The sequence below is a fragment of the Elizabethkingia occulta genome, assembly GCF_002023715.1.
GTDB lineage: Bacteria > Bacteroidota > Bacteroidia > Flavobacteriales > Weeksellaceae > Elizabethkingia > Elizabethkingia occulta.
In genome coordinates, this window is record NZ_MAHX01000002.1 from 148430 (window position 1) to 165862 (window position 17433).

Here is a 17433-nt window from a genome sequence, read left to right on the forward strand (position 1 = left end):
AAAGAATGAAGAGCAAGCATCCTAAAGGCTTACCCTACTTATTTTTTACCGAAATGTGGGAACGTTTCGGTTATTACCTGATCCTTGGAATTTTCGTACTATACATGATTGACCCGGAAGGGGCAAAAGGAGGACTAGGTTTTCCTGATAAAATGGCCGACGATATTTTCGGGACTTATATTGCACTAACATATCTTACGCCGTTTCTGGGAGGTTTTCTGGCTGACCGTGTTTTAGGATATATAAAATCTATCTATCTGGGCGGAATTTTAATGGCTGCAGGATATATAGGACTGGGACTCTTTAAAGAACCAGGATTATTTTACACCTCTCTGGCATTAATTATTGTAGGAAATGGTTTCTTTAAGCCAACAATTTCTACTGTATTAGGGAACCTTTATAGCGAAGAACCTTACAAAGCAAATAAAGATTCGGGTTATAATATCTTCTATATGGGGATTAATATCGGAGCATTTATCTGTAATATTATTGCTGCCTTTATGCGAAACAAATTCGGATGGGGAGAGGCTTTCATTACTGCAGGTGTAGGGATGTTACTCGGTTTGGTAATTTTCAGTTTAGGAAGAAAGCATATTCGTCACGCTGTTCAAATGAAGCCTGCAGAAAAAGGAGATACCAAAATATCCGACGTGCTGATTAAAGTTTTTGTGCCTGCAATTATTGCTGGTGTTATAGGCTGGGTTATTCCTGGAAATATCTTTGGAAGTGACAATACAGATGCATTTATTTTTGCATGTTTACCTGTAATCTATTTTTATATTTCATTGTACTTCAAAGCGAAGCCAGATGAAAAAAGACCTATAGGAGCATTGTTGTTAATCTTTATGGTTTCAATGTTCTTCTGGGCAATCTTCAAACAGAATGGTACAGCACTTACCCGTTGGGCTAATTACTATACCGACAGAACAGTTCCTGCTGCTGCTGAAAAACCATTAGAAAATATTTATTTGGTTGAAACTAAAAGCTATGAAACCAAAGAAGTTACAGCATACGATGATCAGTTTCGGGCAAAGAAAGATGCAGATGGAAAGACTGTAAAAGAGCAAGGGAAAGATGTTTACTTTAAAAATATTTCCTCTGAAGCGCGGGCTGAACTTGAAGCTGCACCTGCGGATAAACAGAATGTTTTCCTCTATAATACAGAATTGTTCCAGTCGATTAATCCATTTTGGGTTATTGTACTGACGCCTGTTGTAGTTGGTTTCTGGACATTATTACGCCGAAAGGGGAAAGAGCCATCAACGCCAACTAAAATTGTACTGGGACTATTCATTACGGCATTATCATGTTTTGTAATGGTAGGAGCTGCTTATGTAGGAAGTAATGGCGCTGTGAAAGTTTCCGCATTATGGCTGGTTGCCAGTTACGGAGTAGTAACAGTAGGAGAGTTGTGCCTTTCGCCAATGGGACTTTCAGTAGTATCAAAGCTCTCTCCGCCAAGGATTACAGCATTAATGATGGGAGGTTTCTTCCTGGCTAACTCTGTAGGAAACAAGCTTTCCGGTATCCTGGCAAGTACATGGTACAACTACGAGAATAAAGAATACTATTTCTTAGTGAATTTCGGATTGTTAATTTTTGCCTTCTTCATAGGCTTATTAATGCTGAAATTCTTAAATAAAGTAATGAAAGAGAAAGGACTAAACTAAAAGTTGTCCGGATAAAAACCATCCGATACATAGGATGGTTTTTCTTTTTTTATAGTTTTTTTCGGAATATAATTAACTGAAAATATGTTACAACAAGGTGTAATATTGAATATTATTCCGGCTTACATACTAAAAAAAACTATATTTGCTCATCTTAACAAAAGTTAACATTAAATAAAATATGGAGACAGTTCAATCTCAGTCGAAGCATCCTAAAGGGTTGTGGGTATTGTTCGGCACAGAAATGTGGGAACGTTTTAACTTCTACGGAATGCGTGCGTTACTAACGCTTTTTATGATCAATTCACTTGGAATTATCGAATCTGATACTTCTATTATCTATGGTGGTTTCTTGGCATTATGCTACTTAACTCCGATGTTGGGAGGTTTTATTGCAGACAGATATCTTGGAAACCGAAACTGTATTATTCTTGGAGGATCTTTAATGGCTATTGGTCAATTTGTATTGTTTAGCAGTGCATCATTATTTGGAAGTAGCCTTGAAACCGCTAAAGCTTTACTTTGGGTAGCTTTAGGAATTATCATATTTGGAAATGGTTTCTTTAAACCGAATATTTCTTCAATGGTAGGAAGTCTTTATCCAAAACAGGAGAAAAGTAAATTAGATTCAGCCTTTACTATTTTCTATATGGGGATCAACTTAGGAGCTTTCCTTGGTCAGTTAATCTGTCCATTATTAGGTGATGTTAAAAGTGTAGACGGAGTAAGAGATATTCATGCTTTCAAATGGGGCTTTTTAGCTGCGTCGGTTGCTATGATGTTAGGAACAGTATTGTTTTTCTTTCTTAAAAATAAATATGTTGTAACACCTGAAGGAAGAGCTATCGGAGGATTACCTAAAAATAATACTGCAGAAGATTTTGAAGAAGGAGAGGCTCAATCAGCTAAATTTTCTTCTAAAGCTATTGTAGGTGCTGTTATAGCATTTATAGCATTAGGATTAGTATTCCATTTCTTAGCAGGACAAAATGCAGTATATTCATTGGTTTATGCAGCGGGTCTTACTTTGGCGGGACTTATTATTTCTGATACTTCAATTACAAAGATTGAAAGAGACCGTATACTTGTAATTTACGTAGTTTCTTTCTTTATTATATTTTTCTGGGCTGCGTTTGAGCAAGCTGGATCTTCATTGACCTTTATTGCAGATAACCAGACTGATCGTAACTTCTTTGGCTGGAATATGCCACCATCTATGGTACAAATCTTTAATGGTCTATTTATAGTGGTATTAGCAGTTCCTTTCAGTTTGTTATGGGATAAATTAAGAGGTGCTGGTAAAGAACCTGTTTCTCCATTTAAGCAGGCGATAGGATTAGTTGTTATTGCATTAAGTTATTTTATTATCGCTCATAATGTTAAAGATCTTGGTAATAGCGGTCTTTTAGCAATTAAGTGGCTTATTTTATTATATTTCTTACAGACTTGTGGGGAGCTTTGTTTGTCACCAATTGGTCTTTCTTTGGTAGGAAAATTGGCACCTAAGAGATTTTCTTCATTACTATATGGTGTATTCTTCATTTCCAATGCTGCAGGTTATGCATTAGCAGGAACACTAGGTTCTATTATGCCAGCAACAGGAGATAAATTTAAAAAAGCACAAGAATTAGGAATTAATCTTCAGGATGTTCTGGATAAAAAAGTAACTCTTACAACACAACAAGCAGAGCTGTTGACTAAAAATCAAATTCCTTTGGCAAATCATGTTTTTGCAGGATTTGAGATCCATAATCTTTACGAATTCTTTATGGTATTCGTTGTATTATGTGGTATCGCAGGTATTCTTTTAGCACTTATTTCTCCAAAGCTGAAGAAAATGATGCACGGAATCAACTAGTTAAAATAAAAAAATACAATAATAAAACCTCTGCTATGTCAGAGGTTTTTTCGTAATTTAGTCAGATTGTTTTTTCTCAAAAAAACAATTTCACGGAGATTAATTAAATATGTAATGATTAATGAGTTTAACATTAGAGCAAATTCAGGATTTTAAAGGCAAATATCCAAGACAGATCTGGAGTCTTTTCTTTTCTGAAATGTGGGAACGTTTTTGTTTCTACGGAATGAGGGGAATGTTGGTGTTTTTTATGATTCACCAGTTAAATTTTGCAGAGGTGCAGGCTAACCTTCAATATGGAGCTACACAGGCTTTTGTATATGCGTTTACATTTGTAGGCGGACTTTTTGCGGATAAAATATTAGGTTTCCGCAAATCTTTATTCTGGGGAGGTTCTTTAATGATTGTAGGAAGCGTCCTTCTGGCAATAGATCCTCACAAATTTTTCTTTTTCGGTCTGGCCTTTATTATTATTGGTACAGGATTTTTCAAACCGAATATCTCCACAATGGTAGGAGAACTTTATAAAGAGGGAGACCATCGTACTGACGCCGGTTTCTCTTTGTTTTATGCAGGAATTAATCTTGGTGCTTTTCTTGGAGGCTATATATGTGTAGCTATTGGAAAAGGCTATATGCTATCCTCCGTAATCGAAGAACCACACCGTTGGAATGTAGCCTTCGGACTGGCAGCAGTAGGAATGTTGGTCAGTCTTATTAACTTTAATTTTACAAAACGCCGTTTAGGTCCCATTGGATTACAACCGGGACACCCTGACGCAATAGTAAAATCAAAACCATTACCTAAGTGGTCTGAATACGCTGTGTACGCTGGTACATTATTGTTTATTCCTTTGATTCAGATCATGGTTTCCAAAACTGAGTATACTGATTATTTTATGTATACAATCGGACCATTGACATTACTTTATCTTTTCTATGAAATGACAAAAGTAACTGCTAAAGAAAGAATGAAACTAATCGCAGCTTTAGTATTTATTCTGTTCTCTATTATATTCTGGGGTATCTATGAGCAGAGTGGAGGTTCACTAAGTATTTTTGCAGCGAAGAATCTGAACGATTCGTTATTAGGTGTTACTGTTGACCCTAATGGGGTAAATAATTCGGGGGGAGCTTTCTTTATTATTCTGTTAGCACCTTTGTTCGGATTATTATGGCTATGGTTAGGGAAAAAGAAATTTGAACCTAATACAATTATTAAATTTGGTTTAGGTTTTATATTTTTAGGATTAGGATACTACGTATTATTTGCGACAAGATTCTTTTCTGTAAATGGTATTTCGTCACTTAATATTTTTACTTTGGCAATGCTGGTTATTACCTTCGGAGAGCTTTGTTTGTCACCGATTGGACTGTCTATTATGACGAAATTGTCTCCGGCAAGACTACAGGGGATTATGATGGGAATGTGGTTTTTGGCCTCTGCCTATGGACAGTATGTAGCTGGACTTATTGGTGCAGGATTGGCGCAGGCTAAAGAGAATGCAGCACCGGCTGAATCAATGTTGACTTATACAGAAGGTTATAAAATGTTGGGGATCTATGCATTAATAGCCGGAGTGGTATTGATTTTGATATCGCCTGTGGTGAAAAAATTAATGCAGGAAGTGCGTTAATATATTCATAACAATGCCTAAATTTGAATAAGATGAAGAGAATAATTTTATTTTTCAGTGTACTTTTTATAAGCTTTGGATATAGTCAGGTTAAATGGATGACTATGACAGATGCTATGGATGCTATGAAGAAAAAGCCTAAGAAGATTTTGATTGACTTTTATGCTGACTGGTGCGGGCCTTGTAAAATGATGGACAATCAGACTTATACAAATCCGATTATTTCTAAATTTATCAACGATAACTTTTATCCGGTAAAATTCAATGCAGAGGGAAAGGAGAAACTGTTTTTTAATGGTAGAGATTTTGACAATCCTAACTTTAAAAAAACGCCGGGTAGAGGAGTGCAACATGAGTTTGCAAGATTCATGAATATATACTCTTACCCATCTACAGTTTTTATGGACGAAGATTATATGCAGATTACAAATCTTATGGGGTTCTTTACTCCGAAAGAAATGGAACCATATCTGAGCCTTATTTCTACAGAAGCTTATAAAACGATAAAGACGAGAGATGAATGGGATAAATTTCAGTCAAAGTTTAAATCAAAAATAAAAGAATAAAATAACTCCTATCAGATTTGTAGTATTTTAGATTTTTTATATCTTTGTACCGAAATTATTTCACAGAATTAATAGCTTATTAAGAAAGACAGAGGGAACTGAACCGATGAAGTCTTAACAACCTGCTGAAAGGTAAGGTGTTACATTCAGCCGAAAGGGAAAATAAGTAAAGATATAATGCAATGCCTCATTAGCTTTACTAATGAGGTTTTTTAATCCAAAAATATTAGAATATGATAAAGAAAAACATTTTGATTGAAAAAAAATCCAGAGTTGTACTTACAGCTTCTGTTCTGTTTTTTGCCGGTTTTGGACAAGTATATGGACAGGAAACAAAAAAAGACAGCCTTAAAGATAAAAATATTGACGAGGTTGTTATTGTAGGTTCACGTTCCGGAGGGCGCTCTAAGGCAGATAGCCCGGTTCCGGTGGATGTTTTCAATCTTAAAGAAACATCTTTAGTACTACCACAAACCAATATTAACCAGATTCTTAATGCTGTAGCGCCATCTTTTACATCTACAGTACAAACCAATGCGGACGGTACAGATCATTTGGATCCTGCACAGTTAAGAGGCTTAGGGCCAGATCAGGTTTTAGTACTGGTAAATGGTAAGAGAAGACATACTTCAGCCTTAATCAACGTAAATGGTTCTCCCGGAAGAGGTACTGTAGGTACTGACCTTAATGCTATTCCGTCTTTTGCTTTAAGCAGAATCGAGGTATTGCGTGATGGTGCTTCTGCACAATATGGATCCGATGCTATCGCAGGGGTTATGAACTTACAGTTAAAAAGAGATACAGGGAAACTTACAGGCCAGGTTAGCTATGGTGGATATCTAACAGATGCAGCAAAGAATCATACAGGTAACTGGGACGGAGACCAGATCCAGGTAGATTTAAACTATGGTGCTAAAGTAGGTAAAAAAGGAGGATTTGTTAATGTTACTTTTTCTTCCCAATACCGTAACCCAACCTTCAGAGCAGGAGTTGAAAGCGGGAATATCTACAATGCTTATAATGCTATTGAAAAGAGAGCTGCTGAAGGTGGTGTCAATCTCTCTTCATATTTTTCCAATATCAACCAGATTAAAGGTACACCGAATGAACAACAGTTTGTAGGACTAGTTCACCAATATGCACAAAAGGTAGGTTATTTTGATAATGCCTATCAACAGCAAATTCAAAACGCTAATACTATTACTGCACTTCAAGGTTTATTGGGAGGTAATTACACCGATCAGGAATTAGCATACAGAGGGCAGGATAGACGTGATTTTAATATGTGGGTAGGTCAGTCCAAACTGAATAATAATCAGATTTTTGTGAATGCTGAAATCCCGTTAAATGATACCTGGAAAGTATATACATTTGGCGGTTACGGTTACAGATATGGAACCTCTGGTGGTTTTTACAGAAGGCCTAATCAGTCCAGAACATTCACAGGACTTTATTTAGATGGTTATCTGCCTAAGATTAATACAGATATTCATGATGTATCACTTTCTGCAGGTGTAAAGGGAACATGGGATGGTTGGAATGTAGATTTTAGTAATACATTCGGGCAAAATGCTTTCAATTATACCATTAATAATACGGGTAATACCAGTTTAAGATTTAATTCCCCAAGTACTTTTAATGCCGGAGGCCTTAGATTTTTGCAGAATACAATTAATCTGGACTTTAGTAAAAAGTTTGATGTTTTTGACGGATTAAACTTTGCTTTTGGAGGTGAGCAGAGACATGAAAACTTCCAGATTACTCCGGGAGATCCTACTTCTTATCTAACTTATGATGTTAATGGAAATCCGGTTACTGATTTTGCAAATCAGGTAAGACCAACAGATTTCTTTGGAAATGCATTGCCTGGAGGGTCACAGGTATTTGCAGGATTCAGGGATGTGAATGCTGTAAAAAAGAGTCGAAATTCTTATGCGGCTTATGCAGATGCGGAAGTTAACTTTACCAATTGGTTGTTGGTGGACGGAGCTGTACGTTATGAAAATTATTCAGATTTTGGGAATACAGTTAATTTCAAATTAGCTTCCCGTATAAAATTAACAAAGGATCTTAATTTCAGATTTGCAGGATCTACAGGATTCCGTGCACCATCTATTCACCAGATCTACTATAATACAACATCTACCTTATATACTAATGGACAATTATTGGAGGTAGGAACATTTAGCAATGATTCAAAAGTTGCAGGACTTGTAGGTATTCCAAAGTTAAAGCAGGAAACATCACAGTCAGTAAGCGCAGGATTTACTTATAAAATTCCGGCCTTAAACCTGAATATTACAGCTGATGGTTACTGGATTAAAGTAAAGAACAGAATTGTATTAACAGGACAATTCACTAGGCCTGCTAACCCATCCACTCCTGCCCAGATTGAATTACAACAAGCTTTTGATGCTGCAGGTGTAAATGCAGCACAGTTCTTTGCTAATGCTATTGATACAGAAACCCGTGGGGTAGATGTTGTAATCAGTCATAACTATAAAACAGCAGGTTTCTCTTTGAAAAATGATTTTGCTATAAATCTTAATAAAACAAAAAGAGTCGGAGATATTCATTCATCAGATTTATTGCATAATGCAGGATTAGATAATGTGTATTTTTCTGAAAACTCCAGAATTTATCTGGAAGAAGCGGTGCCAAGAGTAAAAGCTAGTCTTGCACATACTTTACAATTTGGTAAGCTAGATGTGTATGTAAGAAATACTTATTATGGTAAGGTTACAGGAGCAGATGTAATTGTACAACCAAATACTCACCAGATTATGTCTGATAGAGTAATTACAGATCTGTCAGTAGCTTATGGATTTAGTAAAAATATTAGTTTGACATTGGGAGCTAACAATGTATTTGATGTTTATCCTTCCAGAAACCTTCCGGTATCATCTAACAACGATCAGTTTGTATATACCAGATCCACATCGCAGTTCGGAATGAACGGACGCTATGTGTTTACAAGACTTAATTTTAATTTCTAATTGATACATTAAAAACCTGCATCAGATGCTGATGCGGGTTTTATTTTAAATCTAATCCAGGATTTCTGCTTTCCAGGAAAGTACTCTTACTCCGGGTGAGTAATGGCAGGCTGTAACATTTTCGGCATTTAAATTAATTGCCTCAAAACCATAATTTAAAGATAAATCTGAATAATTAACATAATGCAATGGCCATTCTGCATGATGTATCTCGTACCTTAAGGTTTTCTGATCTTTGATAAGATATAAACAATATCTCTCAGTTAACCATAAATCGAAAGCTGTTTTGTTCTCTATTTTTTCACGAGGCTCAAAGTTTGCTACGAGAGCGAATTTCTTTTTTGTATTTATATTGCTATAACTTATAGTACTGCGTTTGATCTCGGATTTTTCATAGGGTAATCCTGATAATGTTTTTGCGACAAAGGCGGAAATTTGTTTTTCTGCTTCAATATTAAGGAAATATACACCCTGCTTATCATTATTGTTGATATAAGTCCGGACATTTATTTCATAGAAATCTGAAATAAAACCCACTGAAGGAAGATTTCTTGGACGTATTTTTTCCATCTTAAAAGCCACAACTGAGATATAATATTTGCCTTCGAAACTGTCAATATTTAAATTTTCAGGAACAAGTTTCCTAAGTATATTGAAGTCCACTTCAAAATGTAAGAATAAAGCATCATTCCACTCCTGATAATATTGCCATTTTCCCATTGGCAGTTTCCAGGGTCTGTGATGTGTATCTGCTATTAAGTTTTGAATATGATTCATTGAGAGTATCTTTTAATTAGGATAATCTATGTATGATAATTAGTTTTCCTAAAATATCAACAAAATAAAGCGTTTCAAATTTCTGAAACGCTTTATCTGTTTACTTTTTTATTTCAACACCTATCAGTGAGGCTTGCTCTATAACAAAATTTCTGGCAGCTTCTTTTTCGTTCGGAATTTCACCCTCCAGAATAGCTTCTTTTACTTTTTCTTTCAGAATACCAATTTCCTTACCGGGTTTTAAAGAAAACATTTCCATAATTTCTTCTCCGGAGATAGGAGGCTGAAAATTACGTACATGATCTTTCTCCTCAACTTCCTTTATTTTTTGTTCTACATACTCAAAATTTTTCTTGAAACGTTTCTGTTTGCTCGAATTTTTAGTCGTAATATCAGCTTTACATAAGGTGAAAAGATCTTCAAGATCTTTTCCTGCATCAAAGAGAAGCCTTCTTAATGCACTATCCGATGTATCATCTGTAATAAGGGCAATAGGGCGGGAGGATAATTTTACCATTTTCTGCACATATTTCATTTCAGGACCTAACGGAAGTTTCAGTCTCTGGAATAGTGTTTTTACCATTTTAGAACCTAAAAACTCATGACCATGGAAAGACCATCCCTGTTCAGGCGTAAATTTCTTGGTAGGTGCTTTCCCTACATCGTGAAGTAAAGCAGCCCAACGCAGCCATAGATTGTCTGTATTTACAGAAATATTGTCTACAACTTCTAATGTATGGTAGAAATTGTCTTTATGGGTTTGACCTTCTTTTTCTTCAATTCCTTTAAGAGCCGTAATTTCAGGAAGAATAATATCAAAAAGCCCTGTTTTTTCCAGAATACTTAGCCCAGTAGATGGCTTTTCAGATAACATTATTTTATTGAACTCCGTCATAATGCGTTCCATAGATACAATTTCTATACGCTTAGCCTCCTGCTTAATAGCTTTTAATGACTTTTCTTCGATCTTGAAATTAAGTGTAGATGCAAATCTTACAGCACGCATCATACGCAAAGGATCATCGGAATAAGTTTGTACAGGCTCCAAAGGAGTACGCAGAATTTTATCGCTTATGTCCTGCATTCCGTTGAAAGGATCAATCAGCTCTCCGAAATTTTCCTTTCCCAGAGATATTGCCATTGCATTAATGGTAAAGTCCCGACGTTTCTGGTCATCTTCTAAAGTCCCGATTTCTACTTCCGGATTACGGCTGTTTTCAGTATAACTTTCTTTACGTGCCCCAACAAATTCCAGATCGAGATTCTGATGCTTGATCATAGCTGTACCATAGGTTTTGAATATGGAAACCTTAGGTTTGGGATTGATATTTTCTGCTACGGTTTCTGCAAGTTTAATTCCGCTGCTTTCCGTTACAAAGTCAATATCTGTTGGTTCCTTGCGTTGCATAAGCAAATCACGAACGTATCCCCCTACAATATAAGCGGATTGCGCATTTTTTTCTGCAGCCTCAGAGACCAGTTTGAATATTTTTAAGTGTTTATTTTGGTTAAGATTGATCTTCAAAATATATCTTTTCGTTATTCTCTAATGATTTTTATTTTACCATCCTGATCTATTTTAATCACAGATGACCCGGAATACTCAGAAACAACATCATGAAATTCTTCTACAACATAGTCAACCTTTTTCAGGATCTCAGAATCTATATCTGCAAATTTTAGCGGACTTTTGCTACCACTAAGGTTAGCAGAAGTTGATACCAGTGGTTTGTTGAGTTTGGAGATAAGTTTCTTACAAAAATCATTTTTTACCAGACGAATCCCTATACTGCCATCCTCTGCCAAAAGCTCTTTTGGTAACCCTTTAGGATTATCATAGATAAAGGTAATAGGCTTTTCGCTAAGATCCATCATTTCCCATGCCAGTTCAGGTACCTCTACCAGTTCCTGAAGGCGGCGTTCGTTTTCTACAAGGATGATCATAGATTTATTAGCGTCGCGGTGCTTTATATCGTAGATCTTTTTTATAGCTTCGGTATTCGTAGCATCACAGCCAATTCCCCAAATCGTATCGGTTGGGTACACAATAGTGCCTCCGGATTTCAGTATGTCGATTATCTGTTCCATTTATTTTTATAGCAGAGACGGAGTTTAGTCCGCCTCTAATGATATTTAATTATAATTTTTTGCCAATGGGCTTATAGAGTATTCAAAGCCTGCTCCAAGTCTTGTAAAAGATCTTCGATATCTTCAATACCAGCGCTCAGACGTACAAGATCGTCAGTAATACCTAGTTCTGCGCGTTTTTCAGCAGGGATAGAAGCATGTGTCATCATAGCAGGGTGATTTGCTAAAGACTCTACACCTCCAAGAGATTCCGCTAATGTGAAAACACGAAGGCTTTCCAAAAATTTCACAGAATCTTCTTTTTTACCAGATTTGAAAGTGAAAGAAACCATTCCACCAAAATCTTTCATTTGCTTTTTCGCTAAATCATGTTGTGGATGACTTTCTAATCCCGGATAGAATACCTGCTCAATAGCCGGATGCTTCTCAAGGAATTGTGCTACTCTGATTCCGTTTTCAGAATGTCTCTGCATTCTTAGAGCTAGTGTTTTGATACCTCTTAGTACTAAGTAAGAATCGTGTGGCCCTAAAATACCTCCGGATGCAAATTGGATAAAGTGCAACTTTTCTCCAAGCTCTTCAGTTTTGGCAACTAATGCTCCGGCAACAACATCGGAGTGTCCTCCAAGATATTTAGTAGCAGAATGCATAATGATATCTGCACCTAAATCCAATGGCTGCTGAAGGTATGGTGATGCAAAAGTATTATCCACCGCTAAAAGAATATCTTTCCCCTGGATAAGGTCTGCAACAGCCTTAATATCTACCAACTTCATCAACGGGTTGGTAGGCGTTTCTAACCAGATTAGCTTTGTTTTATCATTAATAAGTTCAGCTATTTTTGAAACGTCATCGAAGTTAACGAAAGTAAACTTTAACTGATATTTTTCGAAAAGACGGGTAAACATTCTGTAAGTACCACCATAAAGATCGTCAACAGCAATTACTTCATCACCCGGATTTAATAACTTAAGTACACAGTCGATGGCTGCAAGGCCTGAACCGAAAGCTAAACCTCTGGCTCCGTTTTCTATGCTTGCCAAAGCATCTTCCAATGCCTGACGTGTTGGGTTTGCGCCACGGGAATATTCGTATCCTGCACGTAATTGTCCAGGGCTTTTTTGTGCAAAAGTTGAAGTAAGGAATACCGGTACATTTACCGAACCTGTATGGGGCTCTGCATGTTGGTTTCCATGAATGACTTTAGTATTGAATTTCATTTTTTATTTGTATTTACAGACCTGCGGCAAAATAGTCTCTTACTACTGTACTTTGGTCAGAATTTCTGATAATTGTTATTTTTCCCTCGTAAGCATACGTCACAACATCTATTTCCTGAGGTAGTTTTTCAGGAGTCTTAGAAGTAAAAGACAGTTTATACTCGTTATTAGAATACTGATCTTCTCCTGTTTCTTTAAGAGCAACAATCTTACCATCTGCTTTTATAAAAGCTTTTTTCAGAGACAGGTCAATATAAACAACATTTAAAGGAGTCCCTTTGATAAAATCTTTCATACTTGGTACCAACTCCATTATAGATTCTCCTTCCATATCATATGGATGTGTACTGCCTTTTAGCATTTCAGCAGGAATCTCATCTGGTTTAAAGTCCACTATGTTTAAGTGTGCGGCTGAAACTTCAGTTACTTTATCTGTCTTTACAGTATCTTTTTTTATAGTGATACTATCTTTAACGTTTATTTCTTTAGCTTCTGTCTTTTTCTTACAGGCAAATAAAGAGAGTATGCTTAGTACTAAAAATGTTTTTTTCATATTAATATTTGGTGTTGGTTTGTATTTTTTATCCTTTAATTTTTGCAAGAGCAGCAAATTCCTCAGCAAATTCTATTACCTTTTCAGCAACATCTTCTTCTCCGGTCGCTCTTTGATAAGTATGCCCTAATGAAACAAGAATCTGATGAAAGAACATCTTCATCTGATCAACAGGCATTTCTTTAGTCCATAGATCTATACGTAGTGCTTCATGCTTCTTTTCATCCCATACAGAAATCATGGCTGCTTTAGTTTCCTGATTGTCTATACCTCCGTCCTGAGCATTCCATGTCAGTTTTTCCGGTACGTGATTTTCGTCTAGTTCTACATTGATAGATATCTGTGTTTGTCTCATAATTTCTACAGTCTGTTTAATCTGATTAATTTCCGAAATTGAACTTGTCATCTGTTTCTGTTACCGATAGGGAAAATAAAACCTTACTAAAAGGAAAAACAGATATAAAAGTTTTCGAAAAACTTCTTTACTTTTACAATATATTTTAATGTGCAAAAATAATAAATTCTAAGGACAAAGTGCAGTTAGAAACCAACCGATTAATAATGAGACCATTTGAAGAGGCAGATGCAGAAAGTCTCTTTCTTTTAGACTCTAACCCCGAAGTAATGAAGTACGTTGGTGGTGTGGTTTCGACAAAAATTGAACAGAGCCAGCAAATGATTGAATTTATACAAAAACAGTATAAAGAAAATGGTGTTGGAAGACTTGCTGTAGTCGAAAAAAGCACTAATAAGCTGATCGGATGGAGCGGACTAAAATATTTGACGAGTGAGATAAATGGTATGAAGAATGTTTATGAACTCGGATATCGTTTTTTACCGGAGTATTGGGGAAAGGGCTATGCTACAGAGACAGCAAGAGCAACGCTGAATTATGCTTTTAATGAAATAAAGACTGACGTGGTATACGCCATGGCTGTCACCGAAAATACAGGATCCAATCGCGTTTTACAAAAGTTAGGTTTTGAGGAGCTTGGAACTTTTTTAGACGATGGTGATTTGTGTTACTGGTATAGGTTAAAGAAAGAAAATTACAAACAGAACTAGATAAAATATGCAATCAGAAAAAGTTATAGAACATATTGTAGCATGGCTGAAAAACTATGCGGGAAAAGCGGGCATGAAAGGCTTTGTAGTAGGGGTATCCGGTGGAATTGATTCAGCAGTAGTTTCTACATTAGCAGCAATGACAGGTATGAAAACTTTGGTTTTAGAAATGCCTATCCGTCAGAAAGAAGATCAGGTGAGCCGTGCTCAGGAGCATATTGATTTTCTGAAAAATAAATTTCCTAATGTAGATGGTTTTAGAGTAGATCTTACTCCTACATTCGATACTTTTCAGAGCCAGGTAGATGTAAATGATACAGATTTTCCAAATGAACAGCTGGCTTTAGCTAATTCAAGATCCCGTTTGCGCATGATTACATTATACTATTACGGACAGATTCATAATCTTTTAGTTACCGGTACCGGAAATAAAATTGAAGATTTTGGTGTAGGCTTTTTTACTAAATACGGTGATGGTGGGGTAGATATCAGTCCGATTGCAGATTTGGTAAAAACACAGGTATATGAAGTTGCAAGACATCTGGATATCGTAGAAAGTATCCAAAAAGCAATTCCTACAGATGGATTATGGGATGAAGAAAGAACTGATGAACAACAAATGGGAGCTTCTTATCCTGAGCTGGAATGGGCAATGAGTGTTTATAATACTCATAAGGCTGATGATTTTTCGGGGAGAGAAAAAGAGGTTTTTCAGATTTATGATAGATTACACAGAGCAACGCTGCATAAGATAAATCCGATACCAGTCTGTGAAATTCCGGAAACTCTATTAAAGTAATAAATAGAAATTGAGATTCAGGATTCAGAATAAAAACCAGATTCTGGCAACCTGCAACTATAAACTATAAAAGAATGAACTCTAAGTTTTTAAAGATTATGCTTCTTTTTGTTGTTGCTTTTACAGCAGGAATAGGAGTAATGTCTCTGATCAACAAAAATACAGGGAAGAGAATGCCTACTACCGATGAGGTAGTAAACTATGATCCTGTAACTTCCAAAAATACGCAGACAGATATAGCTACGCTAACAAATGAAAAAGTTGTAGTAGATTATGTGAAAAAAAATAAAAGACTGCCTGATTATTATATCACTAAAAAAGAAGCCAGAGAAAAAGGCTGGGAACCATCCAAAGGAAATCTTTGCGATGCTTTACCAGGTAAGGCAATTGGTGGAGATTATTTTGGGAACAGAGAGGGAAAGTTGCCCAAAGAAAATGGCAGAAAATACTTTGAAGCCGATGTAAACTACGATTGCGGAAGAAGAGATGCTGAACGTATGGTATTTAGTAACGACGGATTGGTGTTTATAAGTAAAGATCATTATAAAAGTTTTGAACAGAAATAACGAATAGAAACAAATGAAAGAAGTATTCATAGATTTTAGTCAGATAGGTGACTATGAAGAATTTTACGAACAGCTAAAGGAAAAACTTCCGTTACCTGATTATTTCGGAGATAATTTAGATGGTCTGTACGATGTATTAACAGGTGATCTGGAAATGCCTTTGCATATAGAGTTCGTTAATCTTAGTGTAGACCAGCTGGAGACTTTTGAAGATTTGTTGGAGACGATGGAAGATGCTGAAGAAAATGTTGAAGGTTTTACTTTCTCTTATTTTCTGGAGCAATTCGAAGATGAAGATTAAACTATTGTAGTTTTATGAGATTCAAAAAATAAATCTCCAAATTAAATAATATAAAATCCCGAAGTCATATAACTTCGGGATTTTTTGAATTTGAACTTATGAATAAAAAATTGATTATTTTTTTAGAGGTGCTAATAAGTCTACACCATCTACAGTAGCCCATGCCCCTGATACAAATTGAGATTTTTTAACATCTCCGTTTGTAAATGATACAGGTTTGGTTGTAGCAAATGCATAACCATAAACACCTGGATTATCGGAGTTTAAGTAATTTATCGGAGTAACCTTAATTTTATTTTTATCTAATTGCTCTTTCTCAGTAGCTGCATCTTGAATAAGAACTGAATAAGCCTTTGTATTATATCCATCTTTATAACCTTCTATATATACATTTTTAAATAATCCTGAACCTTGTTTTTTAAATTGTATTGCTGAGATTTCAGGAGCAGAAGGATCTTCTGTTTGTACGTTTTTGTCTCTAATTAATGTAATTCCATCAATTACAGGTGCAGTGTTGTTGATATTACCTGACGATTCTATTTCCATACCAAAGTTTGCTATACCAGTTTGGAAAGCATACCAGTTGGAATTGCTTTGTCCGGACCATGCATCCTGCCAGTCGAAGGAATCATCGTAGTTACCATAAGAAACAAGATTTTTAGCACTTGCTGTCCCTCCGAAGAATTCAAAACCATCATCAGTCCCTTTATAAGCAACAAGATTTTCAAGAATCGTTCCGTCACCAACAGAGTAAAAGGTAAATGTATTGGATTCTTTATTTCCATCACCGATTTTCCTTCCTGCATACTCAACTCTTATATACCTCATTACTCCAGAGTTTGAATTGCTGTTCTTACCACCATATCTTATAGCATTTCCATCTTCAGAGATAGCTGTGTCGGCCCCGTTTAATGCAAGAATAGGAGCGTCTCCGTATAATGTAATACCATTCCAGTCACCAGGTGTTTTTCTATCAGATGTAAATACGATTGGTTGATCTGCGGTTCCCTCAGCCTTAATTAAACCTCCCTGAAGAATTACCAGACCTGATACTTCGCTGGAAGATGCTGTGAAGTTTGCCCCAGGCTCTATTGTTAGTGTTACACCAGAAACAACTTTTACAATTCCTTTAAGACTATAATTTCCTTTTTTTACAACAGTGTTTTTAGTAATTGTACCAGTAAGCGTTCCTGAACCTTCAAGAACAGTACCTGTGGTACCTGTTCCTCCATCTACAACAGGAGCATCATTGTCTTCACGTATTTCTACAGTACAAGATGTAACAGAAAATATTGTGATTAATGAAAGTAAGGTGAAAATGTTTTTTTTCATTTTTAT

Annotated in this window: 16 protein-coding genes and 1 riboswitch; of the genes, 9 read left to right on the forward strand and 7 right to left on the reverse strand. The window is 36.0% G+C overall.

From position 1 onward, the window contains the following. The first annotated feature begins 5 nt into the window (after window positions 1–5). The 5 genes from BAZ10_RS00710 to BAZ10_RS00730 all read left to right on the forward strand — a co-directional run bounded on the left by BAZ10_RS00710 (window position 6) and on the right by BAZ10_RS00730 (window position 8726). Window positions 6–1670: a peptide MFS transporter gene (locus BAZ10_RS00710; protein WP_078770395.1), complete on the forward strand. Its 1665-nt coding sequence runs from the start codon at window positions 6–8 to the stop codon at window positions 1668–1670. 181 nt (window positions 1671–1851) lie between these two features. Then, on the forward strand, window positions 1852–3528 hold the full coding sequence (locus BAZ10_RS00715; protein WP_078770396.1) for a peptide MFS transporter: 1677 nt from the start codon (window positions 1852–1854) through the stop codon (window positions 3526–3528). Window positions 3529–3649: 121 nt separating this feature from the next. Further along, a complete protein-coding gene (locus tag BAZ10_RS00720) occupies window positions 3650–5164 on the forward strand; it encodes a peptide MFS transporter (RefSeq protein WP_078770397.1) in 1515 nt (504 codons plus the stop codon). A 32-nt stretch (window positions 5165–5196) separates the two neighbouring features. Then, a complete protein-coding gene (locus BAZ10_RS00725) occupies window positions 5197–5730 on the forward strand; it encodes a thioredoxin family protein (RefSeq protein WP_059322607.1) in 534 nt (177 codons plus the stop codon). A 73-nt stretch (window positions 5731–5803) separates the two neighbouring features. Next, a riboswitch (SAM riboswitch) is annotated at window positions 5804–5899 on the forward strand. 64 nt (window positions 5900–5963) lie between these two features. After that, on the forward strand, window positions 5964–8726 hold the full coding sequence (locus BAZ10_RS00730; protein ID WP_078770398.1) for a TonB-dependent receptor plug domain-containing protein: 2763 nt from the start codon (window positions 5964–5966) through the stop codon (window positions 8724–8726). Window positions 8727–8777: 51 nt separating this feature from the next. On the opposite strand, the gene BAZ10_RS00735 is transcribed toward BAZ10_RS00730, so the two are convergent. From BAZ10_RS00735 to gldC, 6 genes are all read right to left on the reverse strand, one after another. Then, complete coding sequence (locus BAZ10_RS00735) at window positions 8778–9503, reverse strand: YqjF family protein (RefSeq protein WP_078770399.1); 726 nt, start codon at window positions 9501–9503, stop codon at window positions 8778–8780. A gap of 100 nt (window positions 9504–9603) precedes the next feature. Further along, window positions 9604–11028, reverse strand: coding sequence for a CCA tRNA nucleotidyltransferase (locus tag BAZ10_RS00740; RefSeq protein WP_078770400.1), 1425 nt, complete (start codon window positions 11026–11028; stop codon window positions 9604–9606). Between the two features lie 14 nt (window positions 11029–11042). Continuing rightward, window positions 11043–11591 (reverse strand): L-threonylcarbamoyladenylate synthase, encoded by a 549-nt coding sequence (locus BAZ10_RS00745; protein ID WP_078770401.1) that lies wholly within the window; start codon window positions 11589–11591, stop codon window positions 11043–11045. Window positions 11592–11662: 71 nt separating this feature from the next. Continuing rightward, window positions 11663–12811, reverse strand: coding sequence for a cystathionine gamma-synthase (locus BAZ10_RS00750; protein WP_078770402.1), 1149 nt, complete (start codon window positions 12809–12811; stop codon window positions 11663–11665). A gap of 13 nt (window positions 12812–12824) precedes the next feature. Further along, complete coding sequence (locus BAZ10_RS00755; protein WP_078770534.1) at window positions 12825–13364, reverse strand: hypothetical protein; 540 nt, start codon at window positions 13362–13364, stop codon at window positions 12825–12827. A 28-nt stretch (window positions 13365–13392) separates the two neighbouring features. After that, window positions 13393–13719 carry a gliding motility protein GldC gene (gene gldC / locus BAZ10_RS00760; protein WP_078770535.1) on the reverse strand — a complete coding sequence of 109 codons (327 nt, stop codon included), beginning with the start codon at window positions 13717–13719 and terminating at the stop codon, window positions 13393–13395. A 206-nt stretch (window positions 13720–13925) separates the two neighbouring features. Here gldC and BAZ10_RS00765 point away from each other — a divergent pair, with 206 nt between their 5' ends. From BAZ10_RS00765 to BAZ10_RS00780, 4 genes are all read left to right on the forward strand, one after another. After that, window positions 13926–14429 (forward strand): GNAT family N-acetyltransferase, encoded by a 504-nt coding sequence (locus BAZ10_RS00765; RefSeq protein ID WP_078770403.1) that lies wholly within the window; start codon window positions 13926–13928, stop codon window positions 14427–14429. Between the two features lie 7 nt (window positions 14430–14436). After that, a complete protein-coding gene (nadE, locus tag BAZ10_RS00770; RefSeq protein ID WP_078770404.1) occupies window positions 14437–15228 on the forward strand; it encodes an NAD(+) synthase in 792 nt (263 codons plus the stop codon). Window positions 15229–15302: 74 nt separating this feature from the next. Continuing rightward, the gene (locus BAZ10_RS00775) at window positions 15303–15794 is read left to right on the forward strand and encodes a ribonuclease domain-containing protein (RefSeq protein ID WP_078770405.1); all 492 of its coding nucleotides are present in this window, start codon (window positions 15303–15305) and stop codon (window positions 15792–15794) included. Between the two features lie 13 nt (window positions 15795–15807). Continuing rightward, window positions 15808–16095, forward strand: coding sequence for a barstar family protein (locus tag BAZ10_RS00780; protein ID WP_034871055.1), 288 nt, complete (start codon window positions 15808–15810; stop codon window positions 16093–16095). 114 nt (window positions 16096–16209) lie between these two features. On the opposite strand, the gene BAZ10_RS00785 is transcribed toward BAZ10_RS00780, so the two are convergent. Beyond that, window positions 16210–17427, reverse strand: coding sequence for a hypothetical protein (locus BAZ10_RS00785; RefSeq protein ID WP_078770406.1), 1218 nt, complete (start codon window positions 17425–17427; stop codon window positions 16210–16212). Window positions 17428–17433 lie beyond the last annotated feature (6 nt).

What these genes read in the sequence shown, in the direction of transcription:
- nadE (WP_078770404.1), top strand. Translation starts at nt 14,437, where the DNA reads ATGCAATCAGAAAAAGTTATAGAACATATTGTAGCATGGCTGAAAAAC.
- gldC (WP_078770535.1), bottom strand. Translation starts at nt 13,719, where the DNA reads ATGAGACAAACACAGATATCTATCAATGTAGAACTAGACGAAAATCAC.
- BAZ10_RS00745 (WP_078770401.1), bottom strand. Translation starts at nt 11,591, where the DNA reads ATGGAACAGATAATCGACATACTGAAATCCGGAGGCACTATTGTGTAC.
- BAZ10_RS00765 (WP_078770403.1), top strand. Translation starts at nt 13,926, where the DNA reads ATGAGACCATTTGAAGAGGCAGATGCAGAAAGTCTCTTTCTTTTAGAC.
- BAZ10_RS00710 (WP_078770395.1), top strand. Translation starts at nt 6, where the DNA reads ATGAAGAGCAAGCATCCTAAAGGCTTACCCTACTTATTTTTTACCGAA.
- BAZ10_RS00730 (WP_078770398.1), top strand. Translation starts at nt 5,964, where the DNA reads ATGATAAAGAAAAACATTTTGATTGAAAAAAAATCCAGAGTTGTACTT.
- BAZ10_RS00725 (WP_059322607.1), top strand. Translation starts at nt 5,197, where the DNA reads ATGAAGAGAATAATTTTATTTTTCAGTGTACTTTTTATAAGCTTTGGA.
- BAZ10_RS00755 (WP_078770534.1), bottom strand. Translation starts at nt 13,364, where the DNA reads ATGAAAAAAACATTTTTAGTACTAAGCATACTCTCTTTATTTGCCTGT.
- BAZ10_RS00750 (WP_078770402.1), bottom strand. Translation starts at nt 12,811, where the DNA reads ATGAAATTCAATACTAAAGTCATTCATGGAAACCAACATGCAGAGCCC.
- BAZ10_RS00785 (WP_078770406.1), bottom strand. Translation starts at nt 17,427, where the DNA reads ATGAAAAAAAACATTTTCACCTTACTTTCATTAATCACAATATTTTCT.
- BAZ10_RS00715 (WP_078770396.1), top strand. Translation starts at nt 1,852, where the DNA reads ATGGAGACAGTTCAATCTCAGTCGAAGCATCCTAAAGGGTTGTGGGTA.
- BAZ10_RS00720 (WP_078770397.1), top strand. Translation starts at nt 3,650, where the DNA reads ATGAGTTTAACATTAGAGCAAATTCAGGATTTTAAAGGCAAATATCCA.
- BAZ10_RS00780 (WP_034871055.1), top strand. Translation starts at nt 15,808, where the DNA reads ATGAAAGAAGTATTCATAGATTTTAGTCAGATAGGTGACTATGAAGAA.
- BAZ10_RS00775 (WP_078770405.1), top strand. Translation starts at nt 15,303, where the DNA reads ATGAACTCTAAGTTTTTAAAGATTATGCTTCTTTTTGTTGTTGCTTTT.
- BAZ10_RS00735 (WP_078770399.1), bottom strand. Translation starts at nt 9,503, where the DNA reads ATGAATCATATTCAAAACTTAATAGCAGATACACATCACAGACCCTGG.